This window comes from Actinopolymorpha rutila (assembly GCF_013407855.1).
In the GTDB taxonomy this organism is placed as follows: domain Bacteria; phylum Actinomycetota; class Actinomycetes; order Propionibacteriales; family Actinopolymorphaceae; genus Actinopolymorpha; species Actinopolymorpha rutila.
Map to the genome: position 1 here is coordinate 4,486,818 of NZ_JACBZH010000001.1, position 24,965 is coordinate 4,511,782.

Genomic DNA, 24,965 nt, shown 5'->3' on the forward strand with positions numbered 1-24,965 from the left:
GTGATCATGGGCAGCCTCGGCGCACCGGAACTGTTGATCATCGGTGTCGTACTCGTCCTGCTGTTCGGAGCGACCCGGTTGCCCCAGACGGCGAAGGGGCTCGCACAGTCGCTGCGGGTCTTCCGCCAGGAGCTGCGAGACGACGACTCCGAGCGGCCCCAGGCCGGCACACTCCCCCAGGCCCAGGCGCCGCAGGCACAGCCGACCCCGCAGGCACAGCCGGCGCCGCAGCAGGCGCAGGAGACTACTGCCGAGCCGTCCCAGCCGCACCCGTCGAACTGACCGGCAGCACTGCGCAGGCTGAGCTGAGCAGGCTGGGCTGTTAAGACCAAACTACACAGGTTGGACTGCGCAGGCTGAACTGGACAGTTCAGCCTGTGCAATCTATCGTCGCCCACGTGGCAGCGACCAGTGCAGCAGTGTCGGAGTCGGCCGTCCAGGCTGCTCGGGACGTACGCGTCGTCTTCAGCCGGCTGCACCGCCGGCTGCGGGAGACCTACGACACCGGCGGACTCACGCCCACGCAGACCTCCGTGCTCAGCAGGCTGAGCAGCGAAGGCCCGGCGTCGACCAGTGACCTCGCGGCGGCAGAGCGTGTCCGGCCGCAGTCGATGGCGGCCACGCTGTCGGTGCTCGATGAGCGCGGGCTGATCCGGCGTAGCGCCGACCCCGACGACGGCCGCCGGCAACTCGTCTCCCTGAGCAGGGCGGGCAGCACGTTGCTGGCCGACAAGCGGCGTGCGGGCGACGAGTGGCTGGCCAGGTCGCTGCAGGACCGTTGCACCGAGAAGGAACGCCAGAAGGTCATCGAGGCGCTCGGCCTGCTGGAAAAGCTCACCCACTCGTGAGGTCCACCCTCCCCAACCCGTCCGACGCTGTTCGAACCCTGCTCCGGTCCGGGAGGGGCGCCGGCGCCCCCGACGACAGGTCGGGCTCCTTCGACCGCAGGCTGCTGGGCCCGATGATCCTGGGTTCGGTCCTGAACCCGGTCAACTCCTCGATCCTCGCGGTCTCGCTGGTGCCGATCGGGGCCGCGTTCGGCGCACCGCCGTCACAGACGGCCTGGCTGGTGTCCGGCCTCTACCTCGCGACCGCCATCGGGCAGCCGGTCGTCGGCCGGCTGATCGATCTGTACGGGCCACGGCGCCTCTACCTCGCCGGGACGGCCCTGGTCGGAGTCGCCGGGCTGGTCGGCCTGCTCGCACCGAGCCTCGGTGTCCTGGTCCTCGCGCGGGTGCTGCTCGGGTTCGGCACCTGCGCGGGCTATCCGGCCGCGATGTTCCTCATCCGCAGCGAGGCCAGGCGTACCGGTCACAGCAGTCCGGCCGGCATCCTGACCGCGCTCGCGGTCGCCAACCAGACCGTCGCCGTACTCGGTCCGGTGCTCGGCGGACTGCTCATCGGCCTCGGCGGCTGGCGCACCACCCTCGCTGTCAACATCCCGTTGGCGGTGGCCGGGCTGACGCTCGGCCTGTGGCGGCTGCCGAAGTCGCCGGTCACCGAACCCCGTGCCGAGCAACGTCCCGCCGCCGGGATCGACCTGCCGGGCATCGTCACCTTCGCCGCGATGCTCGTGACGTTGTTGCTGTTCCTGATGAACCCACGGGCCGACCGCTGGTACCTCCCCGTGCTCGCGGTCGTCGCCGCGACTGCCTTCGTGCTCGGCGAGCGCCGGGCGGCGGAGCCGTTCGTCGACGTGCGGGTACTCGCCGGCAACCTGCCCCTGCTCATGACGTACGCGCGTACTCTCCTCGCCTACGTCGTGGCCTACTCCACGTTGTACGGCTACACCCAGTGGCTGCAGGAGGGGCGCGGGCTGTCGGCGTCCCAGGCCGGACTGGCGCAGTTCCCGATCTTCCTCACCGCGATCCTGGTCTCCAGCACGACCGGGCCCCGCAAGGAGATCCGCGGCAAACTGCTGGTCGGTGCGGTCGGCCAGGTCGTCGCCTCCGCCCTGCTGTTCCTGCTCGACGGCGGTAGCGCGGTCTGGCTCCTCGTCGTGGTCGCCTGCGTCTTCGGCATCCCACAGGGCCTGAACAGCCTTGCCCTGCAGAACTCCGTGTACCACCAGGCAGACCCGGCGCGGATCGGTTCCTCGGCGGGCCTGCTGCGGACCTTCACCTATCTCGGTGCGATGGCCGCCTCCTGCGCCAACGGCGTGCTGTTCTCCCACCGTGCCGACACCCCCGGGCTGCATCGGCTGGCGTGGTTCATGCTCGCCGCCGCGGCCGGGTTCCTCGCGCTGACCCTCGCGGACCGCTCCCTGTCCTCGCTCACCTCCTCGTCCGCGCCAGACTCCTCGTCCCCGAAGGGCAATCGACCATGACCCGACCCGCTCTGCTCGTGATGGACCTCCAGAACGCCATGGTCGGCCGCGTGAAGGATTCGCGGTATGTACGACGGGTGGCCGGCGCGATCGGCGCCGCGCGCGACGCGGGCATCCCGGTGATGTACGTCGTCGTCGGGTTCCGCCCGGGCCACCCCGAGGTGTCCGCGGCCAACAAGACGTTCGGCGCGATCCCGCCGCCCGCGTTCACCGCGGCCGACCCCGACGCCGCGATCCACCCCGACGTCGCGCCCCTGGCCGACGACGTCGTGATCACCAAGCGTCGGGTGAGCGCGTTCACCGGCAGCGACCTGGACGTGGTTCTTCGCGCCACGGGCGTCGACCGGCTCGTCCTCTCCGGCATCGCCACCAGCGGCGTCGTGCTGTCCACGCTGCGTCAGGCGGCCGACCTCGACTACCGGCTCACTGTGCTCGCCGACGGCTGCTACGACCCCGACCCCGAGGTGCACCGGGTGCTCACCGAGAAGGTGTTCCCGCGCCAGGCCGAGGTCGTCGACGTCGAGGACTGGATCTCCAGCCTGGCTTAGGTTCTGTCCCGCTGGCGGGCACCTCCCAGAGTGCCCTACGTTCGGCTTTCCACGTGCCGGACGGGCAGACCGTGGAAGTCGCCGAGGTGTTCGGCGGCGGCCTCGACCAGACCGCGCTGCTCGTCGTCGAGCGTGCCGAGCAACCTGGACTCTACGGTGACGGCGTTCCTGCCGACAGTGCGCTTCCACGTACCTACGCGAACGTCGTCCACGACGACGGTCGCCCACCACTGGTCCGGCGCGGCCGGCGCCGGGGAGTCCCGCGGCGGCGGGAAGTTGACGGCCGGATAGGTCAGCACCGCCTCGTCGTACGTCGGGAAGAGATGTGCACGGCGAGGCCCCGGGCCACACCGCGCGGGCGACCCCGGCCGGCCCGACCGCTGCCCGGGCAGCAGCGCCGGGTCGTACCAGTGCGGCACGCCGTCGACGTCCACGCGTTCCAGCCCGTCCCCGGAGTCGGCGAGCGCGGCCTTGGCGTCGGTGACCGTCAGCGAGGCCCAGCGGGTGAAGTCCCGGATCGACGCGGGACCGTGGCCGGCGAAGAACCGCCGGGCGAGTTCGGTCAGGGCCTCCTCCCGCGTGCGTGCGGGAGTCGGCGCGACCACCTCGTCCACCAGCGCGTAGGTGTGCTGAACCCCGCGGATGGGCCCGCCGCACACCAGGCCGCGAAGCTCCGCCACCATCACGAGATTGCCGAGGTCCTGGCCGGACTCCGGTAGCCCGTCTGCGGCGAACCGCACGCCGATCTCCTTGCGGGTAAGGAAGTTATGTCCCGCGAGCGCCTCGGCGAGGATCTCCAGCGCCCTCCCGACCTGCCGCTCGTCCACCGACGACCGCCGCAGCTGGACGGCGAGCACGCGTTCCACCCGCGGCGAGGTCAGGTCCAGCAGCCAGCGCAGGTCCTCCGCGGCGACGAAGTGCCAGGTCGGCCGCAGGATGTGAGTGCGCACGAACGCACCGGAGTCGAGTTCGGCACGTACCTCCGTGAGCGTGGTCGCCCGGCTCCGCAACGCGAGCGAGAAGCAGGCATGCTCGCGCTCCTGCGCCTGCACACACGTGAGCAGGCGCACCACGTCGGCGGCGGTGGGCAGCGGAGGACCGGTCAGTCGCTGGGTGGCCAGGCGGTGCCGGAGGACGGTACGAAGCTCCACGCCGTCATCATGCCCGCAGGCACCCCCACGCCACTCGCCGGAGGAGGTCGGCGCCGCCGCCCAGCCGAGGTCGGCCGTTCAGCCGAGGTCGGCCAGCACGGCCGCGGGCGGGGGCAGGACGTTGTCCACCGTCGTCAGCGTCACCTGGTCGCCCTCGAACCTCAGTGCGTGCGTACGGATGAACGGCGTACGCACGAAGCAGATCCGCAGCTCGCAGGTGTCGTCGTCGGTCCAGGTCGCCCGGACGAGCACCGGGTCGGGATCGTCGCGCACCACGGTGGTGGTGCCTGCCCGCCATTCGTTCGCCCCGCCGACCACCTCGTGCTCGCCACCGCTGTCGCGCAACCTGAGCTTGCACTCGCCGTCGTCGCCGATGTCGAGCCGGATCGTCTGGGCGGCACGGACCGGCAGGCGCAGGGCCAGCACCGGATCCTCCGCGCTGTGGTCGCCGATCCGGACGCGGTAGGTCTGCCCGGAAATCCTGTCGGCCGTGGGCGAGGTCGAACGGCCGGAGGGCTCCGGCAGCGACAGGGTGGCCAGCCGGCGTTCCAGCCGGCCGTGGGTGGCGTCGTCGGGCGGCAGCAGCTCGGCGCCCATCGCCGGCAGCAGGTGCTCCCACACCAGGTCGAGCGGGCCCTGCATGTTCGTGGTGCCGCCGATCATCGCCAGCACCGCGTCCTGGTCGGGCATCACCAGGCAGTACTGCCCGAACGCGCCGTCGCCGCGGTAGGCGCCGTGTCGGCAACGCCAGAACTGGTAGCCGTACCCCTGCCGCCAGTCGATCTCCGGCTCGCCGTCGTTACTCGCCTGGCAGGACGTCGCCTCGGCGACCCACTCCCGCGGGATCAACTGCTCGTCGTTCCACGTCCCCTGCTGAAGGTACAACTGGCCGAACCGAGCGATCTCGCCCACCCGCAGGGTCAGGCCCCATCCGCCGGTGTTGACGCCGCGCGGGCAGGTCTGCCACGTCGCGTCGGTGATGCCCAGCGGCTCCAGCAGCCGCGGTCGCAGATAGTCCAGCAACGTCGAGCCGGTCACCTGTTGGACGATCGCCGACAGCAGGTAGCTCGCTCCGCTGTTGTAGCAGAAGTGTGTGCCCGGCTCGTGCTCGACCGGCTTGGCGAGGATCCCCCGGACCCAGTTCTGCTCTCCGGTCGTACGTACGACAGCGGTGTCGGCCGCGTGGCCGGTGGTCATCGTCAGCAGGTGGCGTACGCGCATCCGGGCGAGGTTCTCGCAGACCTCGTCCGGTGCGTCGTCGGGGAAGAACTTCAGCACCGGGTCGTCCACCGACAGCAGGCCCTGGTCCACGGCCAGGCCGACCGCGCTGGAGGTGAAGCTCTTACTGAGGGAGAAGACCATCCGCGGGCCGTTCAGCGGGTATGGCGCCCAGGATCCCTGTGCCACCACGTGACCGTGGCGGACGAACACGAAGCCGTGAATCGCGTCGGCGCGCTCCTCCAGGGCCGTCACGAAGTCGAGTACCGCCCTGGACGGAATGCCCTGAGCCTCCGGAGTCGACCGGGGCAAGGCTTCGTTGACACCTCGGACACCCATACCCCTGACGTCCATGCCAGACCTCGATTCACCATGCGCGCGGACCGTCCGCGCAACCGATCATGCCAACCGGGAACGAGTCCGGCTCACGCGGCCGGCACCCGCACCGTGACCTGCTCACCCGGTCCGAGCGTGCGCTCGCCAAGATCGACCGACCCCAGTCCGGTCAGGGTCAGCTCACGGACCCGAAGGCTTCCCTCGCGTACGTCGAGGCGGACGTCCACACCCGCGCCGGCGGCCCGCGTCTGCTCGACGGTGCCCCAGGCCCAGCCGTTCGACCAGAACCACCGCGTCGTGCCCGTCCCGGCGCCCGTCGTGGACGCGGCCGCGAACGTCAGCACACGTCGTACGCCGTCGTAGCCGAAGCCCGTCAGCGCGGGCACCGCGCCCCAGCTCGCCATCGCCCGGACGTAGTGGTGACCGCACTCCGCCTCGTCGAACGGGTTGCGCCGCCGGCCGTCGTAGCGGCTCCGGGTCGTCTCGATCACCCGGACACCCTCCTCCGCCATGCCCACGCAGATCATGCCCACGGCGGCGGTGTACTCCAGCCCGCTCCACACCTCGTCGAAGTACGGGAACGGCCGCTCCGGGCGGTTGCCGCGCGGGTACGACGCGACCACCAGGCCCGCCTCGTCGCCCAGGGTGTAGCTGCGCATCGGGTTGAAGTGGCCGGCCATCGTGTCGCGCCGGTTGTGCCGCAGGATGCTCGCCAACGTGGTCCGGACGTGTGCCGGGTCGAGCAGGTCGCCCAGGCCGAACAGGTGGGCGAGCTCCTGGCCCACGAGCTGGTCAGCCAGGCAGCCGTCACCGATCTGCAACTCCGGGTTGACAAGATCGCGGGCGCCGATGCCCTTCAGCCGCAGGCCGGGGGCGATCGCGTCCTCAGAGCCGGGCGGGCGGATCTCGTGCCGGTAGTACTCGCCGTTGAACAGGTGCTCGTCCAGCCACGCGCTGCCGCGGGCGAACAGGTCGGCGCAGGTCGCGGCGAACTCCTTGTCGTCGAGGTAGGTCGCCATCTCCTCACAGGCACGCAGGGCGGCGAGGTACCACACCCCGACCTCCGGGTTGGGGCCGAAGTACTCCACGTCCATCGTGTTGTGCTGCGAACCCTCCATCACGCCGTCGCGGTCGGCGTCCCAGCCGCCGGGGATCCAGGCGAACGTCAACGCCCGCTTGGCAGCCGGCCACAAGGTGCGCAGCAGGTCATCGTCGCCGGACATCCGCCACTCGCGGTAGAGCTTGACCAGGCAGCCCATCTGACCATCGGCCGCGGCCGGGCCGGGATCGGTCTGCGCCCGTTCCAGCGGCAACGGGATGCGGAACGGCATCCGGCCGTCCGCGCCGGTGGCGTACCCCAGCTCCACCTCCCGCAGCGAGGTCGCCAGCGCGCCGAAGAGGAACGGCGTGGCCTGCTCGTAGTTCCACACGTGGGTGCAGTTGCCGGCGCAGCAGCCCACGTCGTCACTGCACCCCTCCCAGCCGAAGAACCGCCCGTCCGCGGTACGGAAACACGTCTGGGTGCGCAGCGTGGACAGGTTGGCCAGCGCGGCCTCCTTGACCACGTGTGGCAGGTCGGAGCCGACGACATCCTGCACGAACGTCCGCGTACGGCGTTCGAACTCGGCGAGTGCCGGCACCGTGTCTGCCACCACCTGCCACGCGTCGGCGTACTTCGTGGCGTAGTGGTTGCCGACCGTCTCGGTACGGTCCCAGTTGCGGCGGTTGGGGAAGTGCCAGCCGAGCAGGAACGTGAACGTGTGCGTCTCCCCCGGCGCGAGCGTCCGGGTCGCGGCGACGGAGGCGGTCGGGGTGTCCGTGCCGCTGACGCGTTCCTCCAGCCGGCCGTCGGCGGTGAAGTCGTCCCAGAAGTCCAGCAGTTCACCGCCCCAGCTGTGGTCGGCCCACGCGGTGCGGGTGGTCACGTCGTCCTCGCCGAGCGCGGCGAGGGCGAGCGAGCCCCACTGCTCGGCGTCGCGCGGCACCCCGTCGGAGGTGAGCAGGACACCGGTGCCGAACTCTCCCCGGCGTACGGTGTTGTGATTGTCCTTGGCCACGCCTTCGGAGCCGTCGGTGCCGACGAAGTTCGAGACACTGCCCGCGACGGACACATCCAGCGGGTGGTCGGCGGTGTTGGTCACCACGTGCCGCAGCACGGCCACCGGCAGCCCGCTTGCCTCGGCGTCGGTGGGCACCAGCGGGTTGAACGCCTGCACCCGCACGTCGGCGGGCACGTCGGGGTCGTCCAGCACCACCTGGCCGAACGGGTACGCCGCGAGGAACTCCGACCGCCGGAACCGCGGCAGGCCGTGGTTGGGCACCCCCGAACCATGCCCACCCTCGTACAACACCAGGTCGATCGGTCCTTCCAGCGCCCGGGCCACCACGTCCGCCGGGTCGGTGCTGCCCGCGGGCGCCGTCCGCAACGCGAAGAAACTCCACCTCGGCGCGAACCCCTTGGCGGGACGGTTGACCACCTCCCAGTCGCGCAGGTCACCGCGCCCGCCGAGGCTCACCGTGCCGGTGCCGATGCCACCCAGTGGCAGCGCGACCCGGAGTGAGTGAGCGACGTCGTAGCGGTTGAGGACGGGCCAGTCGAAGGTCTCCGCGGTCATCCGCGCACTGCCTCTCCGCTCCGGCGGCCCGCGCTTGCAGCTTCATCGGGGCGGCGCCTTCCGGAACTTCGGTCGTCACCTGGGTCGTCGTCCGCACCGAGCTTTCGTGCGGATCTTCGCGAAACTATGGTCGCCGCCCGAACCCTGTCAAGGCGACCCACCCCGGTGCCCGCGCTGCTGGCCGCACCCGGCTGACCGGCACCGGCAGATCCCGGTTCGGGACACAACCGCGTGCTCCGCCGCCTTTCGAATTCCGTCGGCCGACATCACTCGACATGGCACCGATTTCACTTTGCCGGACGGCGCAATGCCGAACGCCGGCAACCTCGAATCTTCGGTGCCCACTGCGTAGCGTGGCAGTAGGAATCAGCGAGGAATCAGCGAGGAATCAGCACCGGATCAACCTCGAAATCGACACCGAAATCAGCATCGCACGCCTGGGACGCGAACGATTGCGCGTCACCGCGACCGCGGAAATCAGGCGCAAGGAAGAGAAACGCAACGTATGACCGACGAACGCAGGCGCGGTGGTGACCGCGTTTCCCGGCGTACTCGTGGCGACGGCCGGCCCGAGCGCGCCCGGCGGACCAGCCGTGACGACCGAGGCGACCGAGTCGACCGCCGCAGTGACCGAGGCGACCGCCGCGGCGACCGTGGCGGCGACCGTGGCGAACGGGACCTGACCACGCGGCGCGGCGCGGATCCGATGCGGGTGTCGCGAACCGCCATGGAACAACTGTCCGCGCTCACCAACTGCGAGGCGGCCGGGGTCTCCCGGTTGGAGAACGACGGGGACGGCTGGATATTTCAGGTGGAGATCATCGAGGTTCCTCGCGTTCCGGACACCACCAGCATCCTGGCGAGTTACGAAACACACACCGACTCCGCCGGAAACATCACCTCCTATCGACGGCAGCGGAGGTACCCGCGTAACCAGGCAGGTGAAATGTGACCGCCCGGCCGCAGAACTCCCAGTACCCCCAATACCGGACGACCGGAGCCACTCCAGTGTCCAGGTCGAGTGATTCGCTCGCCGACATCCTCGAACGAGTTCTGGACAAAGGCGTGGTGATCGCCGGTGACATTCAGGTGAACATTCTCGACATCGAACTCCTCACCCTGAAGGTACGGCTCCTCATCGCCTCCGTCGACACCGCGCGCGACATGGGAATCGACTGGTGGTCCTCCGACCCGTTCCTGACCGGCAACTCCCGGCTGGAGCAGGAGAACCGCGAACTCCGCGAACGCATCGAGCAGATGGAGGACCGGATGCGTGCCGCCGAGCTACCCGCCGCCGAGGTGGGGTCCGGCAAGGCGCGTTCCGGCGAGGTGGGTTCCGGCGAGGTGGGTTCCGGCGAGCGGCGGCACGAGCGCGCTGTCGGGTCCACCTCCACCGAGAGCGGGGCCCGCCGATGAGTGCCGCCGCGCGGAACCTGCTCGCCGGCCGGCCGACGTCGGCCGAGGTGACCTCGCTGCTCGACGAGGCGTCCGAGCGCGCCCGGTCCCTGGTGCGCGACGAACTCGTCGACCAGCTCGTCGAGCGCTATCGCCAGGCGGTGCGTTCGGTGCTCGATGTGGAACCGTTCCCACCGCAGGGGCCGGCGGCCGGGTTCGAACCCGGTCAGGTGCCGCGTGCCCGCCAGGCCCCCACCGAACTCCAGCCGTCCACCGAGGGCCCGTCGCCTGCCAAGCCCCGGTCGCCTGCCGAGACCCCGTCGCCTACCGAAGGCCATCCAGCCGACGAGGGCCGGGTGTCCACCGAGACGGCGTGGTACGTCTACGCGATCCTGCGCAAGGCCGACCGCACCGCGGGCCGGTCCCTGCCCGCGCCGGCCGAGCTTCCGGCAGGGGTGGAGGGTGCGCCCGTCGAGATCCTCGACGCCGGCGACCTGGCCGTCGCGGCGTCGGAGGTTCCCCTGGCGGGGTTCCGGGCCAGCGACCAGGACCCCGACCTGAGCGCCCACGGCTGGCTGCGCGCGGCGGTCGGCGCGCACGAGCGGGTGGTGGAGGAAGTGGCCCGGGACCGGACCGTCCTGCCGTTCCGGTTCGGCGCCCTGTACCCCAGCAGGGACGACGCCCGCAAGATCGCGTTGACAGACGCCGGCCGGCTGGCGGCGGAGCTGGACCGGCTCGACGGGGCGAGCGAGTGGGGCGTCAAGGCGTACGTCGAGTCCCCCACCGACAGCACGGAGCAGGTGCCCGCCTACCTGGACGAGCCGGCGACCGGGACCACCTGGATGGTCCGGCGCCGGGAGGCGGCCGCTGCCCGCGAGGCGGCCGGCCGGGTTCGCGGCAGTGTCGCCGCCGTACTGGAGGACGCGCTGGCCGGTCAGGCCCGCGACGTGATCGTCCGGGCCTCGGCCCGGATAGGGCCCTCGACCACGCACACGACCGGGCAGACGACCGGGCAGACGACCGGGCAGACGACCGGGCAGACGACCGGGCAGCCCGCCGGCCGCACCGACCTGGCGTTCGACGCCGTCTACCTCGTCTCCCACCCCAGGCAGGAGGAGTTCGACGGCGTGCTGCGGGAGGTCGCAAGGCAGTACGCCGCCGACGGTCTGCGGGTGGAGGTCTCCGGACCGTGGCCGCCGTACCACTTCGTCCGGATGCCGACGGACACGGGCCGGTCGCGGACGTCCTCCTCGTCGACGACGGGAGCTTCGCCATGAGTGGCGGCGAACGCCGGCTGGCGCTCGACGACGGCTCGCTGGTCGACGTCCTGGACCGGCTGCTGGACTCCGGGGCCTGCGTCGACGGCAGCGTGCTGATCACGCTCGCCGACGTGGACCTCGTACGCCTCGATCTGCACCTTCTGCTGGCCTCTGTGCACACCCTCGAACGCGCCGCCGAGCGCACCGCCGACGAACACGCGAGGTCGGCGGAGGTGCCCGCCGGGTCGAGCCCGCCGAAGCAGGTCGGCGCCGGGCCCGCACCCGCGCCGCACACCGAACGACCGCACGCCGAACAACTACACGCCGAGTCACCGCACACTGAACGACCGCACGCCGAGTCACCGCGCACCGGTTCGGCGTACCGGCCGAGCACAGGCATGCCTCCCACACCACCTGCCGTCCGTACGGCCGCGGACCTGCCCGATGCGGGTACGGGTGCGGGTACCGAAGAAGGAGACCGCGAGGCCGGTGTCGCCGGCCTGGTGGTGTTCGTGGTCGACCTCGTTCGCCAGCTGCTCGAACGTCAGGCGCTGCGTCGCATGGACGCCGGTGAACTGACCTCGACCCAGGTGGAGCGCCTCGGCCGGTCCCTGATGGCACTGGAACGCCAGGTCGGCGAGCTCACCGAGTTCGTGTCCGGCCGCCGTCGGCGCAGGCCGGACCTGTCGCCGTTCCCCGCTCACGTGGATCCGTTCCCCAACCGCCGAAACCCCGTCGCAGAAGGAAGATGGCAACGATGACAGTCAGCCCCTGGCAGGGCTCGGGCAGCAACCTCGCGCAGCGAGGAAGCTCCAGCAGTCTGTACGACGTCCTCGAACTCATTCTGGACAAGGGCCTGGTGATCGACGTCTACATCAGGGTCTCGCTGGTGGGCATCGAACTGCTCACCATCGACATCCGGATCGTCATCGCCAGCGTGGACACCTATCTGCGGTTCGCCGAAGCCGTCAACCGGCTTGATCTCACCCAGAGCGGCAAGTCCCGCACCTTGCCCGAGTTCATCGGCGACATGGAGGAGAAGGGCGCCGGCCGCAAGGTGAAGGGCGCGCTGAGTGGAGCCGCCGAGTCGGTCGGCGAGGTGTTCCACCGCGGTGGCGACGACGAGGAAGCCGAAGAGGACGAGGAAGAACGAGGCGGGAAGCGGAAGGAACGCGTCAGCAGCAGCCGTGCCCGTCAGGCACGTTCGCGGTCGCGGTCGGAGTGAGGCAGAGGGGGCAACCATGGCAGGGCAGACGAGGCGGACGGAACCCAAGGCGGTCTACGTCTACGGCGTCGTGGCCGCCGACCACCCCTGTGACCTGACCGGGCTCGGCGGCGTGGGGGACCCGCCCGCGGCGCTGCGGAGACTTCGAACCGGCCGGGTCGCGGCCGTGGTCAGCGACGCCCCTCCCGGACTGCGCGCCAAGCGAAGGGACGTCCAGGCCCACCAGGGGGTCCTGGACCACCTCGGCCGGCAGGGAACGGTGCTGCCGATGCGGTTCGGTGTGGTCGCCACCGACGAGGACAGCCTGCGCGGCGAGCTCACCGCCGAGGACTCCGCGCACCTCGCCACCATCGACAACCTCGCCCGAAGGGCGGAGATCAACGTCAAGGTGTTCTGCGACGAGGACGAGCTGATCCGGTCGGTGGCTGAGAACGATCCCACGGTGCGGCGGTTGCGGGAGCACACCGCCAACCTGGACGAGCAGATCCAGCTCGGCGAGGCGGTCGCGGCCGCGATCGAGGACCGGGAGCGCGCGCTCGAGGAACTGCTGGTCGCGGGGCTCGGTCCGATCGCCGTCGACCACCTGGCCGGTTCCAGGGTTCGCGGCGCGGCTGTCAACCAGAGCTTTCTCGTGGACAACGAGCGTGCGGAGGAGTTCGCCGAGACCGCGGAACATCTCGACGCCGCCTGGGGTCCGGCGATCCGGTTGCGGCTGTCCGGGCCGCTTCCGCCGTACAGCTTCGTCAGCACACCGAACCTCACACCCGAGCCGGCGTCGGGAAGGGGGGCGTAGGCACATGGGACTGGTCACCGGGCTGCTCACGTTGCCACTGGCGCCGGTGCGTGGCGTGGGCTGGATCGCCGAGCAGGTCCTCGACCTGGGCGAGCAGGAGTACTACAACGTCGCCCGGATCCGCGGCGAGCTGGCCGACCTGTCCGAGGCGTACGACGCGGGCCTGCTCACCGAGGAGGAGTTCGACGTCGCCGAGGACGAGATTCTCGACCGGTTGGAGGAAGCACAGCGACGCGGCAACCGATGACGGCGCCCGGACGGCAAGGAAGCCGGCCGGCGTCACGAGGAGGGGGAGATGAACAACTCGACGAAGATAGCTCTGGCCGTGGTCGGGGGCTATGTGCTGGGCCGGCGCAAGAAGGCCAGGTTCGCCCTGTTGCTGGGCTCGGCCCTGATCGGCAAGCGGCTCGACCTGCGTTCGCTCGGCCAGGAAGCGTTCGAACGGCTCTCGGAGTCGCCACAGTTCGGCAGGATCCGCGACGAGGTGACCGGTGAACTGGCGTCGACCGGCCGTGCGGCCGCGCTGGCCAGCCTCACCAGGCCGCTCGACCGGCTGGCCGACTCCCTTGAGGAACGCACCGCGGGCTTGACGGGCAAGCCGACCGGGGATGGGAAGGGCCGAGGACGCGAGGACGAGGACCGCGCCGAACGCGAGGAGCCCGAGGAGCCCGAGGAAGAGGAGGAGGAAGAGGAAGAGGAACGCGCCGGGCCCCGTCGCGGTGAGCGGAAGGAGCGCCCCGCTCGCGGGCGTAGTGGCGAGAAGCGTAGCGCCAGCAGGCGTACCGGCGAGGGGCGTACGGGCGAAGGCCGACGCCCCAGCGGCGGCCGTGGCCGCGGCGACCACCCGGAGCGAAGCGGTCGAGGTGGCGACAAGGGCCGACGCACCGGCGGTGAGCGGTCCGGCAGTCGCGGCGCGTCGAGAGGGGGAACCAGATGAGCCAGGCAGGATTCGGGCGCGCTCGCCCCGACCCGGTGAGCCTTTCCGACATCGGTGGCGGCATCCGCAAGGCCGCCGGCCGCAACCCCGCCACGCAGCGCCTCTTCGAGGCCGCGCAGGCGTTCGCGGCGGCGAAGGCCGAAAAGATGCTGGGGAATCTCGGTGACAAGGTGGGCGACGCGACGAAGAACCTCACCGGGATCGCCGGCGGAGACGACGACGGAGGCGGCATGGTCGGGCGAGTGGTCAAGGAGACGCTGAGCGGTTCCTCGCCGGGCAAGGCGGCGGCGAAGGCCGGTGCGCAGGGACTGAAGGACAAGGTGAAGGGCATCTTCGGCCGTGGGAAGGGCAAGTCCGCCTCCGGCGGGAAGTACATGAACATCGTGGAGGATCTCTACGTCCCGGTGCCGGCGCGGACGGCGTACAACCACTGGACGCAGTTCCAGGACTTTCCCAAGTGGTCAAAGGGACTGCAGAGCGTGGACTTCGACAAGGAGGACGAGACGAAGAGTTCCTGGAAGGGGAAGATCGCCTGGTCCAACCGGAGCTGGAACGCGACCACCAGTGATCAGATCCCCGACGACCGGATCGTGTGGCGGTCGGAGGGCCAGACCGTGGTGAACGGTGCGGTCAGCTTCCACCAGTTGGAGGACAACCTCACCCAGGTGTTGCTGCTCCTCGAGTACCACCCGCACGGCTTCTTCGAGAAGACCGCCAACCTGTGGCGGGCGCAGGGGCGCCGCGCCCGCCTGGACTTCAAGAAGTTCCGGCACTACGTGACGGTCGAGGCCGACCCCGAGGAGGAGGGTTGGCGTGGCGAGATCCGGGACGGCGAACTCGTCCGCGATCATGACGAGGTGATGCGCGAGGAGGAAGAAGAACGCGACCGGGACCGCGAGGAGGAGGAAGAACGCGACCGGGATCGTGACGAGGAAGAGGACCGCGACGAGGAAGACCGCGACGAGGAAGAGGACGAGGACGACTTCGAGGACGAGGACCGCGACGAAGAAGAGGACGAGGAGGACGAGGACGAAAGCGAGGACGAGGAGGACGAGGAGCGGCCCAGGTCGCGGCAGCGGTCAAGCCGACGTTGACGGCCTCTGACTGCCTGTGTCTGTCTGAGTGTTTGAGTGTCCGCCTGCAAACCTGTTGACCCTGGCTGACCTCGACGGCATGCTTACGCCGGTTCGCGTCCGGCGCGGACAGTTCCTCCGACCTCTTGGATGATGCCTGTGATCTCGGCGACCCGCCGCGGCCGCCCGTACGCCCAGTCGGCTTGACGCTCTCGCGTACTCTCCGTGCGGCCTCACGCGGCTTCGTGCTGCCCGCATCCCTCTCAGGGCATGTCTCGACACGCCCCCGCTGACCCGAGGTCACACCTGATCATGGACAACATCGTCCAGAGTTCTGTCGTACACAACCTGTCCCGGCGCCCGGCGACCGTCGCCACCGGCCCGTTCGTCATCGGCTGGGATCCCACCACCGACAGCCGGTTCGTCAACTACGCGACTCCGTTGCCGGGAGCCACCGTCACTCCGGCCGACGTGGCCGTCCTCGTGGCCGCCTTCCGGAGCATCGGACGGCTACCCCGGCTGGAGTACGTCACCAGTTGCGCGCCCGACCTCGAGCGCCACCTGCTCGACGCCGGGTTCATTGTGGAGGCCCGCAACGAGTACCTCACCTGCTCACCCGCCACCCTACGGACACCGCCCGATCCCGCAGGGGTGGAGATCGGTGAGCCCACCACCGACGAGGAGCGCGCGGGCGTCGTCACCGCCCAGAACGCGGCGTTCGGATCCGAACGCGTGGCCGGCCCGGACGACATCGCCCGCATCCGCCGCGCCCAGCGAGACGGCGGGGTGCTGGTGTACGCCCGGGATCTCGACGGTGCCTACATCGGTGGCGGCCTGGCGAGCGCCCCGGCCGTCGGCCTGTCCGAGGTGACCGGCATCGCCGTCCGGGAACCGTACCGGCGACGGGGCATCGCCGGCGTGCTCACCGCGCTGGTCACCCGTCGGGTGTTCGAGGCAGGTGCCGTCGGCGCCTGGCTGGAGGCGTCCGGCGAGGACTCCTGGCGGGTGTACGAGCGGATCGGCTACGCGCCGACCGGCAGGCGGCTCTACATCGCCCTGGACTAGCGCACCGCGCCGACGACACAGCGCCCCGGGCCGGCATCCACTGGTGCCGGTCCGGGGCGCTGCGCGATCCGCTACGCCCTGTCAGACCCGACCGCGAGCCGTGCCGGTGCCCTGGTCGGCCGCGAACGACGTCATCCACACCAGCGCGGAGTTCCAGTTGATGGCGTACTCGTTGGTGGAGAAGGACTGGATGTCGTCGACGTAGCACAGCTGCGGACGGCAACCCGCCAACCGCTGCTGCGCCACCGGGTCCTGCAGCGCGGCGTTGGGTCCGCCGGCGAGGAAGCCCGGCGGCGGCGGCGGCAGCCGCTTGTCCAGCTCGTGCGCGAACGCCCGGCTGTGCAGGTTGTGGGACACCTTCTTGCCGTAGCCGGTGACGTAGGACTGGTTCAGCGCGTTGCGGCCGAGAAGGTAGTCCATCCCCTGCAGCGCACCCGTGCGGTAGGACTCCTTCCCGGTGAGGTCGTACGCCGTGGACAGGACGGCCAGGTTGTTGAGCACGTTGGAGTTCGAACCCCAGCTGTAGGACTCCGGCCCGCCGGGCAGCGGAAGTCCGTACGCCTGCCCGCGCTGGGTGGCGAGGTAGCTGTTAGCGGCCCGGACCACCGACGCCTGGGCGGCCCGGCGTTCGGCTGCCGGGACCTTCCCCGGCACCGTCGCGAGGTCGAGCCGGGCGACCGGTCCCACCGACTGCCAGCCGAAGCCGGCGGGAGTGAACACCTGCGCCTTGTGCAGCGGCGATGCCCGCAGGGCGTCGAGGTAGGGACGCTCGCCGGTGGTGAGCGCGAGTTCGGTGGCCGCCCAGTAGAACTCGTCGGTCACGTTGGTGTCGCCGTAGGCACCGCCGCCGGTGCTGTCGCTGTCCGGCGCGTACAGCTTGGGGTGCCGCTTCGCCGCCGCCCACGCCGTCTTGGCCGCGCCGAGGCAGCGGTTGGCGAACGCCTTGTCGTACGGCGCGAAGACGCGGGCGCACTGGGCGCCGGCGGCCGCGAGGTTCAGCGTCGCGGCGGTCGAGGGCCGGTGCAGTTCGCGCGGCTGCGGGTCGTCCTGGGGTGCCATCGGCAGGCCGGTCCACGCCCGGTCGTGCATCTTGTGGTGCGCCATCCCCGCCAGCGGCTGCCCGGACGGAACCTGCATGCGGAGCAGGAACTCCATCTCCCACCGTGCCTCGTCCAGGACGTCCGGCACGCCGTTGTGGCGTTCGGGAATGTTCAGCGTGCCGTCGCCGAGCTCCTTCGGCTGTCCGGTGCGGGCGTACTTCGCGCGCTCCCAGGTGCTGAACAGCTGGTGCACCGCCAACCCACCGTTGACGACGTACTTGCCGTGGTCGGCGGCGTCGTACCACCCGCCGTGCACGTCGAGGCGGTACTTGCAAACCCTGGGTTGACAGGGCACGTCGGCGTCATTGCCGTTGGCGCCCACACCGACGTGGCCGGCGGGCCGGGCGTACTTCTTACCGACCAGGGAGGCGAGGATCGGGATGCCGCTGCGCTGGTGGTAGAAGAAGCGCAGGGCGCTGTAGCGCATCCGCGTGTAGCCCTGCGTGGAGATGTCGAACGGAAGACTGGTTTGTCCGTCCATCCGCAGCGTGTAGCCCCTGCCCGGCCGGTCGTAGCGGGAGAAGTCGACGGTCTGGACGTTCTGCCCCGACGCCTGGTCGGTCCCACGGGGCGTCGAGCGCCCGTCGGCCACCACCCGGCCGTTTCCGTCGCGCAACTGCCACGACAGCGGCTCGTTGGACCGGGTGACCACCGTGGCGTCCTTGGGCCCCGCGGGGAGGTAGCCGACCTGGTTGACCCGGATCCGGCTCCCGGTGTCCTTCTTCCACTCGTCGCCACCTCCGGCGCCGAGGCCTGGGTCGACCGCGCCGGGCCGCCCGCCCGGGTTGTTCTTCACGGCCGTGGTCGTCGGCGCCTGTGGCGAGCCCGCACAACTGGTCATGAACGTGATGAAGACCGCGGTGCACGCGAGTGCGACAGAGCGGGTGCGGCGCGCGGATCTTCTCTCGGGGACACTTCGATGCGAAGGGGAAGGAGTCACGGGCGTCCTCACACGCGGTCGGCGGCCCGGTGGGGCCGCTGAGCGGATTGGTCGTTGGACCCGCTCGGTCGTGACAGACGACCCTGTGTCCCCGATACGGTCGTGCCGACGATTGGAGCGGCTCAAGCCGTGATGTTGACAGCCTCCCTTCGCCGGTGTCAATCACTGCCTGCCTCGTACGCACAAGTGCCGAACAATGTCCCTAAAACAAGGAAAACGGCACTTCACCGGGCGGTTGATGCAGGCCTGTTCCGGGCTTGGTTCAGGCCTGTTCCGGGCCTGTTCCGGGATGGGACCGGTCCCCGCGACCGGTCAGTTGGGACGCGGCTGGTTCGGGTCCTCGGCCTGAGCACGGCGTTCGGCGCCGGACTCCTGCGCGGCACCGGCGTCGTCGTCCCCGCCCACACGACCGACGTAGGTCTCGCTCTGCGCGGTGCCGGTCGTGCCGGTGCCGGTCGAGCCGGTGGGCTCGGGCCCCGCGGCCTCCGGTCCGCCACCGGTTGCCCGCGAGCTGCCCGGTCCGGCGTCCGACGGCGCGTCCGCCTCACCCAGGTGGCGACCGCCCCGGTCCTGCTTCACTCGATCACGAATCCGCGTCCACAGCGACATGACGTGTTCTCCCATTCCGCGACCTGTCCGGCCGCACCTGGACTACCTACCACGCAGTGGACCGCGTACGCGTACGCCACACCCGACGGGGTAGGCGTTATCGGACGTCCTACGAAGGAGGTTCTCATGGGTGACGCACCGATCCAGATGCCCGGAGACGCCGCCAGAGGCGGAACGCAGGACCTCGTCGACCTGCTGGTCGAGGACCACCGCGAGGTCGAGGAACTCTTCCGCGAGCTCGAGTCGGGGCAAGGCGACACCGAACGCCGCCGGCAGGTCGCGGACGTGATGATCGCCGAACTCGTCCGGCACTCCGTGGCCGAGGAGCAGTACCTCTACCCAACGGCGCGCGGTGTCCTGGCCGACGGCGACGAACTCGCCGACCACGAGACGCAGGAGCACGCCGAGGCCGAGAAGCTGATGAAGCGGCTGGAGGGCCTGGCCCCACAGGATGCGGAGTTCGACCGGCTGGTCGGTCAGCTGATCGCCGACGTGCGCCACCACATCCAGGAGGAGGAGGGCATGCTCTTCCCGAAGCTGCGGCAGGCGTGCCCGCAGAACGAGCTGATCGACCTGGCCCGCCGGATCGCGGCCGCCAAGGACGCCGCACCCACCAGGCCACACCCGTCCTCGCCGAGCAACCCGCCGTGGAACCAACTGCTCGACCCCGGCACGGGCCTGGTGGACAAGATGCGCGACGCGCTGTCCCGGCGTTCCACCACGCCGGACGACCTCTGAGGCAGCGCCTGGCCCAGGTGGACAGGGGCAGGCGTCAGCCGGGTTGGCAGTGCGGGCACCACACGGTCGTACGTCCGCCCACCCGGCCGCGCCGAAGCGGGGTGCCGCATCGGGGGCAGGTCTGGTCCTGCCCCCGATCGCGGTGCCCGGTCAGCCAGGAAGGGTGCGCCGGCACCCGGCCGTGCCGAGCGCTGTGCCGTACGACGGTGCGCATCCGCGCGTGCACGCGGTTCAGCGTGGCGGCGTCGAGGTCGGCGGTCGCCTGGTCGGGGCGAAGTCCGGCACGCCACAGGGTCTCGTCCACCAGCAGGTTGCCGAGCCCCGCGAGCACCGTCTGGTCCATCAGGGCGGGCTTGAGCTGACGTCGTAACGGCCTTACCTGCTTGCGAAACTCCCCCGCTGTCACCGTCGCGGCGTCCGGGCCGAGCCCGCCCAGCAGGACGTCGACGGCGTGGTCGTCGGTGGCCAGCCGGATTCCCTGCAACTTCCGCATGTCGCGGAAGCGGAGCTCGCCGGCTGCCGTACGGACGACCACCCGGTCGTGCCGGTGCCGGGGCTCCCCCTCGACTCGCTCCGCCGGCACCCACGACAAACCGCCGGTCATGCCGAAGTGGAAGACCACGCTCGGGTCGTCATGTCTGTGTACGGCCCGCCCGGACCGGGCGAGCGGCAGCACCAGCCACTTGCCGTGCCGGTGAGGTGAAGTGAGCGTCGCGCCGGCGACCTCGCGCCGGAACGCACGACCGCTCACCCCGCGCAGGACTCCCTCGTCGGCGACGTGCACGCTCTCGACACGGGCACCGACCACGTGGTCACTCAGGACCCGCCGGAACCCTTCCACGTCAGGGAGTTCGGGCATCGGTCACCCACCTCCCAACCCGGCCTCACCGAGTCGCCCATCCGAGCCGCCTACCCATCCGAGCCGCCTACCCGAGCCGCCCGGCCAGCAGACCTCCGCACACCAGCAGCAGGCCGGCCACGAGGAAGCTCGCGTAGTCGTTCACCGACCCGGTGTGCAGCCTGCGCAGCGGCACCACCGAACGCGGCACACGGTCACCGGCATACCTCCACGCCAGCAGCACGCCGACCACCGCCGTGCCGAGCGCCACCAGCAACGACGTCGGCGCGAGGTAGTCGAACGTGACGACCGGGCCGAGGGACACGTGCCCGCCACCGGCCAGCACCGACCGGCCGTAGTCCCCCGCGTCCAGCAACCAGTCCGCGGCCGGGCTGAGCACCCGGTGCAGCAGCAGCTTCGGCACCGCGCCGAACGCCACGCACAACGTCGCCAGGGCGACGAACCCGGCCACCATCCCCGGCCGCGCCGACTCCCCGGCCGGCGCCGGGCCCCGGGCCGGCCCGAAGAACACCCGCCACGCCGCCCGGCCCAGCGCAGCCACCGTGACCGCCTGACTGACCAGGAGGGCCGCCAGCGGGACGTACTGATGGGTCTCCTCCAGCCCCTCGTGGATCAGCCCCAGCGACACGTAGCCGTTCAGCGGCGGGACGCCGGAGATCGCGAGTACGCCGACCAGGAACGCCGCCGCCACCAGCGGCATCTGCCGACCCAGCCCGCCGAGCTCGGACAGGCGTTCCTTCCCGGTGACGTGCAGGACCGTCCCCGCGCACAGGAACAGCAGGGACTTGAACAACGTGTGGTTGAGCAGCTGGTACGTGCCGCCGGCCACCCCGACCCGGGTCCCGATCGCCAGGCCCACCGTCACCACGCCGATCTGGGACACCGTGTCGTACGCCAGCAGTCGTTTGAGATCGTCCTGGCCCAGGCTCAGCAGCGCACCCACCACCGCCGAGACGACCCCCACCACCATCAGCACCCCGAGCACAGGTGGCGGCCGGTCGTAGACCAGGAAGGCGAACCTGGCGATCCCGACCACGCCCAGGCTCACCATCAGGCCGGAGAACAACGCCGACACGGGGCCCGGCGCGGCGGTGTGCGCGTCTGCCAGCCAGCCGTGGAAGGGAATCAGCCCGGCCTTGGTCCCGTAGCCGGCGACGAGCAGGCCCAGCGCGACCAGCCCCACCACCCCGACGCCCGGTTCGAGCGACCTGTGCAGCTGACCGAGGTTCAGCGCGCCGTACTCCGCGTACAGCACGCCGGTGCCGACGAAGACGCAGAACGTCCCGATCGTGGTCAGTACGAGAATCTTGAACGCCGCCTCCAGCGCGGTCGGGCGTTCCAGGAAGAAGCCGGTCAGCGCGTAGCTCGCCAGTGCCGCGACCTCGAGCCAGACGAACAGGTTGAACGCGTCGGCGGTCAGCGCGATCCCCACCAGGGCGGCGGCCAGCAGCAGGAACAGGCAGGCGTAGCCGCCGAGCTCGCGGGGTCCGAGCCGGCCGAGCATCGACAACGTGAACACGGTGAGCACCAGACTCACGACGGTCACCGCGAGGGCGTAGCTCAGCCCGAACGGGTCGGCGGCGAACGCGATGCCGAGCGCCGCGCCCCCCTTCGGAGTCCAGCCGCCGAGGTAGGTCACCAGCAGCCGGCCCGAGTAGACCGCGGGGGCGAACAGCGCCAGGATCCCACCGGCGGTGCCGCAGGCCAGCACCGCGACGACCATGGGCGCACGAGCCGAGATTCTCCCCAGTAGCGGGCACACCGTCGCGCCGACGATGAGGACGACCGCGGGCAACGGCAGCAGCGAGTCCAGTGTGGCCGTGCTCATCGGGCTCGCCGTGCTCAGGATGCTCATCCGCGCATCGCCCGCACCTCGTCGGCGTCCACGGTGCGGTGGTGCTGGGCGATCCGGACCACCACCGTCAGGAAGACCGCCGTGACCGCCACCCCGATGACCACCGCGGTGATGCAGAAGTTCTGCAGGACGGGGTCGGCGACGTTGCCGGCCGCGAGCTCGCTCGGGGTCTTTCCCGGCGGCGGGTCGAGCAGGACCGGCGCCGTGGAGCCGCGGCGGTAGGCCATCGACACCAGCAGCAGGTAGGTCGAGGACTCCATCAGGGACAGGCCCATCACGATCCGCAGCAGGTTGCGCCGGGTGAGAACGGCGTACAGGCCGATGCAGAACAACACCGCCGCGGCGACGTAGTTGACGTGGATCACCGGCCGCCCCCGGTGTCGCCGCCGTGGTTGTCGTCGTTGTCGCTGTTGTCGCTGTTGTCGCCGGTGTCGGGGTCCGGCGCCCAGTCGTGGCGCATGCCGAGCAGCCCGAACACCGCGAGGGTGAGGCCGGTCGACACCTCCACCAGCTCCGCCACCGAGAACGCCTGCACGATGCCGCCGGAGCGGATCGTCTGCGCCGGGGCGAGCGGCAGCCAGTTCGCCCAGAACGCACCGGCGACCGCCAGCCCCACCAGGCCGAGGGCACAGATCGCCAGTGCGCCGGCGAGTTCGAGGGGCTCCAGCAGTCCGGGCCGGATCACCCGGCTGATCGCGCCGTAGCCGAGTGCGGCGTAGACGAGCAGGACGACACCGAGCAGTACGGCTCCGGCCGGGAAACCCCCGCCGGGCGAGTATCCCCAGGCGACGAGGTACAGCCCCATGACCGCGAGCAGGGGCGCCGCGGTGCGGATGCCGCCACGGACGACCACGGACATGCCCTGCGCGCGTTCGGGTGCCGGTGTCCCGAGCGGCTCGTCGTCCGGGGTGGCCGGCGCCCGGCTCTCGTGCTCACTCCTCTGCTCGGCGCGCTCCGCGGCCCGGGCCGCGTCCTCCTCGCCCGCACCGTGGGCATCGCCGGGCTCTCCGTGCCGCCTCGAGCCCGGGTCCTCCTGCAGCTGTTCGGGGCCGGCGGCAACCTCCTCGCCCACGAAGCCGGCGCGGGGTTCCCTGGTGCGGGCGAGCAGGACCACTCCCACGACAGCCGCCAGCAACAGGAACGTCTCGCCGAAGGTGTCGAACCCGCGAACGCCGTACACCACGACGTTGACGGGTTCGGTGGAGTGCCAGACCGGGAGGGACTCTTCCAGTGCCTGCCGGGCGACGGCCGGCAACGGCGCCCGGTCGCCGGGCAGTCCCAGCAGCGCCACCACCAGCACGCCCAGGAAGCCCAGCGAGAGCACTGCTCCGACCACTGGGCGGTGCGTCGCCTGCGAGCCGGGCCGGTCGCCACTCATCCGCCGGCCTTCCCGGCCTCTCCCCCGTCCGCGCGTTCGGCTGGGTGCTCGGTCCCGGGCGGGTGCTCGGTCCCGCCCGTACGCTCCGTCCCAGGCGGGTGCTCGGTCCCGGACGGCTCACCGACCTGGGCGGGCTCCACGACCGTCCGGACCTTGCCGATGGCGACGAGGAAGAGCACGGGCAACGCGATCGCGCCCACCGCGACCTCGGCATGTGCGACGTCGGGCGCGCCGAGGACGACGAACAGCAGGGTGAGGACGGTTCCCACCGCCGACAGCGCAACCACGGCGCCGGTGAGGGTACGCAGGCGGACCACCATGACCGCAGCGCCGAGAATGACCGCCAGGCAGGCGAAATCGAGCACCCAGAACATCACCGGCGGCCTCCCCTGTCACCGGAGCCGTTGCCAGAACCCTCGCCGGAACCGTCGCCGCGCCGTTCACCAGCCGACGCCCGGACCTGGTCGACGACGGCGCCTCGCCACATCGGCGCACCGCTCTTGTACGCGGCGCGGACGAGCGCGTGCGAGGCGATCGGGTTGATCAGCAGCAGCAGGCCGGCGACCAGCAACGCCCGGCTGCCGTACGTGCTGAGCGCGCCCATGCCGACCACCAGCGCGAGCAGGGCCGGCAGCGCGCCCATCGTGATGTTCTTCGTCGAGCACTGGATGCGGGTGTACACGTCGGGCATCCGGAGGATTCCGACGACGCCGGAGAGGGAGAAGAACAACCCGGCCACCAGCAGACCGGCCACGATCACGGTCCGGATCACAGCAGGCCCCGCTCGAGATAGCGCGCCCAGACGATCGTGCCCAGATAGCTGAACGCCGCGAGCCACAACGCGACGTCCAGGTAGATGGGCCGCTGGGTGGCCGCCGCGGCGAACACCACCGCCAGCGTCGCCTGGGTCGCCACGGTGTTCACCGCCACGATCCGGTCGGCGATGGTCGGACCGCGCCCCAGCCGGGCGAGCAGCGGAACGGCGAGGAGGGTCTCCGCGACCGCCGCCAGCCAGAAGATCTCGGTCATCGCGACTCCCCTGCCAGGCGATCCACCAGATCCTCCACCGGCGCGTTGATCCGGGCCCGGTTGCGGATCGGGTCCTCGTCGCTCACCCACACCGCGTGGTACTGCAGGCGGGAGCCGTTCCGGTGTACGTCGACCAGCTGGTTGTCGACGATGAGCGAGGTGAGTACGCCGACCGTGGTGAACTCCGCGGCGGTCCGCGCGTTGGTCGGCACCACCAGCATCCCCGACCGGGTCCTCGGGTGCGGCGACCAGATCCGCGCGGCGAGCTGGGCGTTGGCGACGGCACTTCGGCGCAGTGCCGTCGCCACCAGCCTGCCCAGCCACCACAACCGGCGCGGCCCCAGCCGCCAGGGCCGGGGCACCGCACCGAGCGGTGCGAACGTCACCGCCACGACGGCTGCCACCACCGCACCGACGACCCACTGCTCGACGGTGAGCGTCCAGGTGAGCAGCACCCACAGGGCGAACATCCAGATCCACAACGCGGCGAAGCGGCTCATCGGTCCGTCTCCCCGG

At 70.9% G+C, this 24,965-nt stretch carries 30 protein-coding genes; 17 read left to right on the forward strand and 13 right to left on the reverse strand.

All coding sequences use genetic code 11. The annotated features are described in order from the left end of the window. The first annotated feature begins 6 nt into the window (after positions 1-6). The 4 genes from F4554_RS19990 to F4554_RS20005 all read left to right on the forward strand — a co-directional run bounded on the left by F4554_RS19990 (position 7) and on the right by F4554_RS20005 (position 2,874). Complete coding sequence (locus tag F4554_RS19990; RefSeq protein WP_179788984.1) at positions 7-282, forward strand: Sec-independent protein translocase subunit TatA/TatB; 276 nt, start codon at positions 7-9, stop codon at positions 280-282. 116 nt (positions 283-398) lie between these two features. Next, entirely contained in the window at positions 399-848 is a 450-nt protein-coding gene (locus F4554_RS19995) for a MarR family transcriptional regulator (protein WP_202889379.1), read from the forward strand. Next, positions 845-2,326 (forward strand): MFS transporter, encoded by a 1,482-nt coding sequence (locus tag F4554_RS20000; protein WP_202889380.1) that lies wholly within the window; start codon positions 845-847, stop codon positions 2,324-2,326. Before F4554_RS19995 ends, F4554_RS20000 begins: the two co-directional genes overlap by 4 nt. Next, on the forward strand, positions 2,323-2,874 hold the full coding sequence (locus F4554_RS20005) for a cysteine hydrolase family protein (protein WP_179788985.1): 552 nt from the start codon (positions 2,323-2,325) through the stop codon (positions 2,872-2,874). Before F4554_RS20000 ends, F4554_RS20005 begins: the two co-directional genes overlap by 4 nt. A gap of 35 nt (positions 2,875-2,909) precedes the next feature. On the opposite strand, the gene F4554_RS20010 is transcribed toward F4554_RS20005, so the two are convergent. The 3 genes from F4554_RS20010 to F4554_RS20020 all read right to left on the reverse strand — a co-directional run bounded on the left by F4554_RS20010 (position 2,910) and on the right by F4554_RS20020 (position 8,194). Beyond that, complete coding sequence (locus tag F4554_RS20010; protein WP_179788986.1) at positions 2,910-4,025, reverse strand: DNA glycosylase AlkZ-like family protein; 1,116 nt, start codon at positions 4,023-4,025, stop codon at positions 2,910-2,912. 78 nt (positions 4,026-4,103) lie between these two features. After that, the gene (locus tag F4554_RS20015; protein ID WP_179788987.1) at positions 4,104-5,597 is read right to left on the reverse strand and encodes a serine hydrolase domain-containing protein; all 1,494 of its coding nucleotides are present in this window, start codon (positions 5,595-5,597) and stop codon (positions 4,104-4,106) included. A gap of 71 nt (positions 5,598-5,668) precedes the next feature. Beyond that, entirely contained in the window at positions 5,669-8,194 is a 2,526-nt protein-coding gene (locus F4554_RS20020; protein WP_179788988.1) for a GH116 family glycosyl-hydrolase, read from the reverse strand. Between the two features lie 353 nt (positions 8,195-8,547). Here F4554_RS20020 and F4554_RS20025 point away from each other — a divergent pair, with 353 nt between their 5' ends. The 12 genes from F4554_RS20025 (at position 8,548) to F4554_RS20080 (ending at position 15,941) form a co-directional block, all read left to right on the forward strand. Continuing rightward, positions 8,548-8,703: a hypothetical protein gene (locus F4554_RS20025; protein ID WP_179788989.1), complete on the forward strand. Its 156-nt coding sequence runs from the start codon at positions 8,548-8,550 to the stop codon at positions 8,701-8,703. A 21-nt stretch (positions 8,704-8,724) separates the two neighbouring features. After that, the gene (locus F4554_RS33715; RefSeq protein WP_179788990.1) at positions 8,725-8,877 is read left to right on the forward strand and encodes a hypothetical protein; all 153 of its coding nucleotides are present in this window, start codon (positions 8,725-8,727) and stop codon (positions 8,875-8,877) included. Then, positions 8,874-9,146 (forward strand): gas vesicle protein GvpO, encoded by a 273-nt coding sequence (locus tag F4554_RS33720; protein WP_337796307.1) that lies wholly within the window; start codon positions 8,874-8,876, stop codon positions 9,144-9,146. The genes F4554_RS33715 and F4554_RS33720 overlap by 4 nt, the downstream gene beginning before the upstream one ends. A 56-nt stretch (positions 9,147-9,202) precedes the next feature. Beyond that, entirely contained in the window at positions 9,203-9,610 is a 408-nt protein-coding gene (locus tag F4554_RS34235) for a gas vesicle protein (protein ID WP_337796119.1), read from the forward strand. After that, positions 9,607-10,866 carry a GvpL/GvpF family gas vesicle protein gene (locus F4554_RS20045; protein ID WP_179788993.1) on the forward strand — a complete coding sequence of 420 codons (1,260 nt, stop codon included), beginning with the start codon at positions 9,607-9,609 and terminating at the stop codon, positions 10,864-10,866. Before F4554_RS34235 ends, F4554_RS20045 begins: the two co-directional genes overlap by 4 nt. After that, a complete protein-coding gene (gene gvpJ, locus F4554_RS20050; protein ID WP_179788994.1) occupies positions 10,863-11,609 on the forward strand; it encodes a gas vesicle protein GvpJ in 747 nt (248 codons plus the stop codon). The genes F4554_RS20045 and gvpJ (F4554_RS20050) overlap by 4 nt, the downstream gene beginning before the upstream one ends. Beyond that, a complete protein-coding gene (gene gvpJ / locus F4554_RS20055; protein ID WP_179788995.1) occupies positions 11,606-12,073 on the forward strand; it encodes a gas vesicle protein GvpJ in 468 nt (155 codons plus the stop codon). Before gvpJ (F4554_RS20050) ends, gvpJ (F4554_RS20055) begins: the two co-directional genes overlap by 4 nt. 16 nt (positions 12,074-12,089) lie before the next feature. Beyond that, positions 12,090-12,866: a GvpL/GvpF family gas vesicle protein gene (locus F4554_RS20060; RefSeq protein ID WP_179788996.1), complete on the forward strand. Its 777-nt coding sequence runs from the start codon at positions 12,090-12,092 to the stop codon at positions 12,864-12,866. Between the two features lie 4 nt (positions 12,867-12,870). Continuing rightward, complete coding sequence (locus F4554_RS20065) at positions 12,871-13,113, forward strand: gas vesicle protein GvpG (protein ID WP_179788997.1); 243 nt, start codon at positions 12,871-12,873, stop codon at positions 13,111-13,113. A gap of 48 nt (positions 13,114-13,161) precedes the next feature. Beyond that, positions 13,162-13,803, forward strand: coding sequence for a hypothetical protein (locus F4554_RS20070; protein WP_179788998.1), 642 nt, complete (start codon positions 13,162-13,164; stop codon positions 13,801-13,803). Beyond that, positions 13,800-14,897 (forward strand): SRPBCC family protein, encoded by a 1,098-nt coding sequence (locus F4554_RS20075; protein WP_179788999.1) that lies wholly within the window; start codon positions 13,800-13,802, stop codon positions 14,895-14,897. Before F4554_RS20070 ends, F4554_RS20075 begins: the two co-directional genes overlap by 4 nt. Before the next feature lie 291 nt (positions 14,898-15,188). Then, positions 15,189-15,941, forward strand: a complete 753-nt coding sequence (locus tag F4554_RS20080; RefSeq protein WP_179789000.1) for a GNAT family N-acetyltransferase — start codon at positions 15,189-15,191, stop codon at positions 15,939-15,941. An 81-nt stretch (positions 15,942-16,022) separates the two neighbouring features. Here F4554_RS20080 and F4554_RS20085 read toward each other — a convergent pair whose 3' ends face one another. Both F4554_RS20085 and F4554_RS20090 read right to left on the reverse strand, forming a co-directional pair. Next, entirely contained in the window at positions 16,023-17,882 is a 1,860-nt protein-coding gene (locus tag F4554_RS20085; protein WP_179789001.1) for a glycoside hydrolase family 9 protein, read from the reverse strand. A gap of 411 nt (positions 17,883-18,293) precedes the next feature. Beyond that, a complete protein-coding gene (locus F4554_RS20090) occupies positions 18,294-18,590 on the reverse strand; it encodes a hypothetical protein (RefSeq protein WP_179789002.1) in 297 nt (98 codons plus the stop codon). A 126-nt stretch (positions 18,591-18,716) separates the two neighbouring features. Between F4554_RS20090 and F4554_RS20095 the strand changes: the two genes are divergently transcribed. Then, positions 18,717-19,328, forward strand: coding sequence for a hemerythrin domain-containing protein (locus F4554_RS20095; RefSeq protein WP_238341360.1), 612 nt, complete (start codon positions 18,717-18,719; stop codon positions 19,326-19,328). A 34-nt stretch (positions 19,329-19,362) separates the two neighbouring features. Here the strand turns inward: F4554_RS20095 and F4554_RS20100 are convergent, their stop codons facing one another. From F4554_RS20100 to F4554_RS20135, 8 genes are all read right to left on the reverse strand, one after another. Beyond that, positions 19,363-20,187: an Fpg/Nei family DNA glycosylase gene (locus F4554_RS20100; RefSeq protein WP_179789003.1), complete on the reverse strand. Its 825-nt coding sequence runs from the start codon at positions 20,185-20,187 to the stop codon at positions 19,363-19,365. A gap of 67 nt (positions 20,188-20,254) precedes the next feature. Beyond that, the gene (locus F4554_RS20105) at positions 20,255-22,015 is read right to left on the reverse strand and encodes a complex I subunit 5 family protein (protein WP_179789004.1); all 1,761 of its coding nucleotides are present in this window, start codon (positions 22,013-22,015) and stop codon (positions 20,255-20,257) included. A 23-nt stretch (positions 22,016-22,038) separates the two neighbouring features. Then, positions 22,039-22,407, reverse strand: coding sequence for an NADH-quinone oxidoreductase subunit K (locus tag F4554_RS20110; RefSeq protein WP_179789005.1), 369 nt, complete (start codon positions 22,405-22,407; stop codon positions 22,039-22,041). Then, complete coding sequence (locus F4554_RS20115; protein WP_179789006.1) at positions 22,404-23,420, reverse strand: MnhB domain-containing protein; 1,017 nt, start codon at positions 23,418-23,420, stop codon at positions 22,404-22,406. Before F4554_RS20115 ends, F4554_RS20110 begins: the two co-directional genes overlap by 4 nt. After that, positions 23,417-23,794, reverse strand: coding sequence for a Na(+)/H(+) antiporter subunit B (locus F4554_RS20120; protein WP_179789007.1), 378 nt, complete (start codon positions 23,792-23,794; stop codon positions 23,417-23,419). The genes F4554_RS20115 and F4554_RS20120 overlap by 4 nt, the downstream gene beginning before the upstream one ends. Beyond that, on the reverse strand, positions 23,794-24,192 hold the full coding sequence (gene mnhG / locus F4554_RS20125; protein ID WP_202889381.1) for a monovalent cation/H(+) antiporter subunit G: 399 nt from the start codon (positions 24,190-24,192) through the stop codon (positions 23,794-23,796). The genes F4554_RS20120 and mnhG overlap by 1 nt, the downstream gene beginning before the upstream one ends. Further along, on the reverse strand, positions 24,189-24,449 hold the full coding sequence (locus F4554_RS20130; RefSeq protein WP_179789008.1) for a monovalent cation/H+ antiporter complex subunit F: 261 nt from the start codon (positions 24,447-24,449) through the stop codon (positions 24,189-24,191). The genes mnhG and F4554_RS20130 overlap by 4 nt, the downstream gene beginning before the upstream one ends. After that, the gene (locus tag F4554_RS20135; RefSeq protein ID WP_179789009.1) at positions 24,446-24,949 is read right to left on the reverse strand and encodes a Na+/H+ antiporter subunit E; all 504 of its coding nucleotides are present in this window, start codon (positions 24,947-24,949) and stop codon (positions 24,446-24,448) included. The genes F4554_RS20130 and F4554_RS20135 overlap by 4 nt, the downstream gene beginning before the upstream one ends. Between the last annotated feature and the right edge of the window lie 16 nt (positions 24,950-24,965).

Coding starts and splice junctions, on each gene's coding strand:
- F4554_RS19990 (WP_179788984.1), top strand. CDS start 7: ATGGGCAGCCTCGGCGCACCGGAACTGTTGATCATCGGTGTCGTACTC.
- F4554_RS20005 (WP_179788985.1), top strand. CDS start 2,323: ATGACCCGACCCGCTCTGCTCGTGATGGACCTCCAGAACGCCATGGTC.
- F4554_RS20015 (WP_179788987.1), bottom strand. CDS start 5,597: ATGGACGTCAGGGGTATGGGTGTCCGAGGTGTCAACGAAGCCTTGCCC.
- F4554_RS20020 (WP_179788988.1), bottom strand. CDS start 8,194: ATGACCGCGGAGACCTTCGACTGGCCCGTCCTCAACCGCTACGACGTC.
- F4554_RS20045 (WP_179788993.1), top strand. CDS start 9,607: ATGAGTGCCGCCGCGCGGAACCTGCTCGCCGGCCGGCCGACGTCGGCC.
- gvpJ (WP_179788994.1), top strand. CDS start 10,863: ATGAGTGGCGGCGAACGCCGGCTGGCGCTCGACGACGGCTCGCTGGTC.
- gvpJ (WP_179788995.1), top strand. CDS start 11,606: ATGACAGTCAGCCCCTGGCAGGGCTCGGGCAGCAACCTCGCGCAGCGA.
- F4554_RS20060 (WP_179788996.1), top strand. CDS start 12,090: ATGGCAGGGCAGACGAGGCGGACGGAACCCAAGGCGGTCTACGTCTAC.
- F4554_RS20065 (WP_179788997.1), top strand. CDS start 12,871: ATGGGACTGGTCACCGGGCTGCTCACGTTGCCACTGGCGCCGGTGCGT.
- F4554_RS20070 (WP_179788998.1), top strand. CDS start 13,162: ATGAACAACTCGACGAAGATAGCTCTGGCCGTGGTCGGGGGCTATGTG.
- F4554_RS20075 (WP_179788999.1), top strand. CDS start 13,800: ATGAGCCAGGCAGGATTCGGGCGCGCTCGCCCCGACCCGGTGAGCCTT.
- F4554_RS20080 (WP_179789000.1), top strand. CDS start 15,189: ATGGACAACATCGTCCAGAGTTCTGTCGTACACAACCTGTCCCGGCGC.
- F4554_RS20085 (WP_179789001.1), bottom strand. CDS start 17,882: ATGACCAGTTGTGCGGGCTCGCCACAGGCGCCGACGACCACGGCCGTG.
- F4554_RS20090 (WP_179789002.1), bottom strand. CDS start 18,590: ATGTCGCTGTGGACGCGGATTCGTGATCGAGTGAAGCAGGACCGGGGC.
- F4554_RS20095 (WP_238341360.1), top strand. CDS start 18,717: ATGGGTGACGCACCGATCCAGATGCCCGGAGACGCCGCCAGAGGCGGA.
- F4554_RS20100 (WP_179789003.1), bottom strand. CDS start 20,187: ATGCCCGAACTCCCTGACGTGGAAGGGTTCCGGCGGGTCCTGAGTGAC.
- F4554_RS20105 (WP_179789004.1), bottom strand. CDS start 22,015: ATGAGCACGGCCACACTGGACTCGCTGCTGCCGTTGCCCGCGGTCGTC.
- F4554_RS20115 (WP_179789006.1), bottom strand. CDS start 23,420: ATGAGTGGCGACCGGCCCGGCTCGCAGGCGACGCACCGCCCAGTGGTC.
- F4554_RS20120 (WP_179789007.1), bottom strand. CDS start 23,794: ATGTTCTGGGTGCTCGATTTCGCCTGCCTGGCGGTCATTCTCGGCGCT.
- F4554_RS20130 (WP_179789008.1), bottom strand. CDS start 24,449: ATGACCGAGATCTTCTGGCTGGCGGCGGTCGCGGAGACCCTCCTCGCC.
- F4554_RS20135 (WP_179789009.1), bottom strand. CDS start 24,949: ATGAGCCGCTTCGCCGCGTTGTGGATCTGGATGTTCGCCCTGTGGGTG.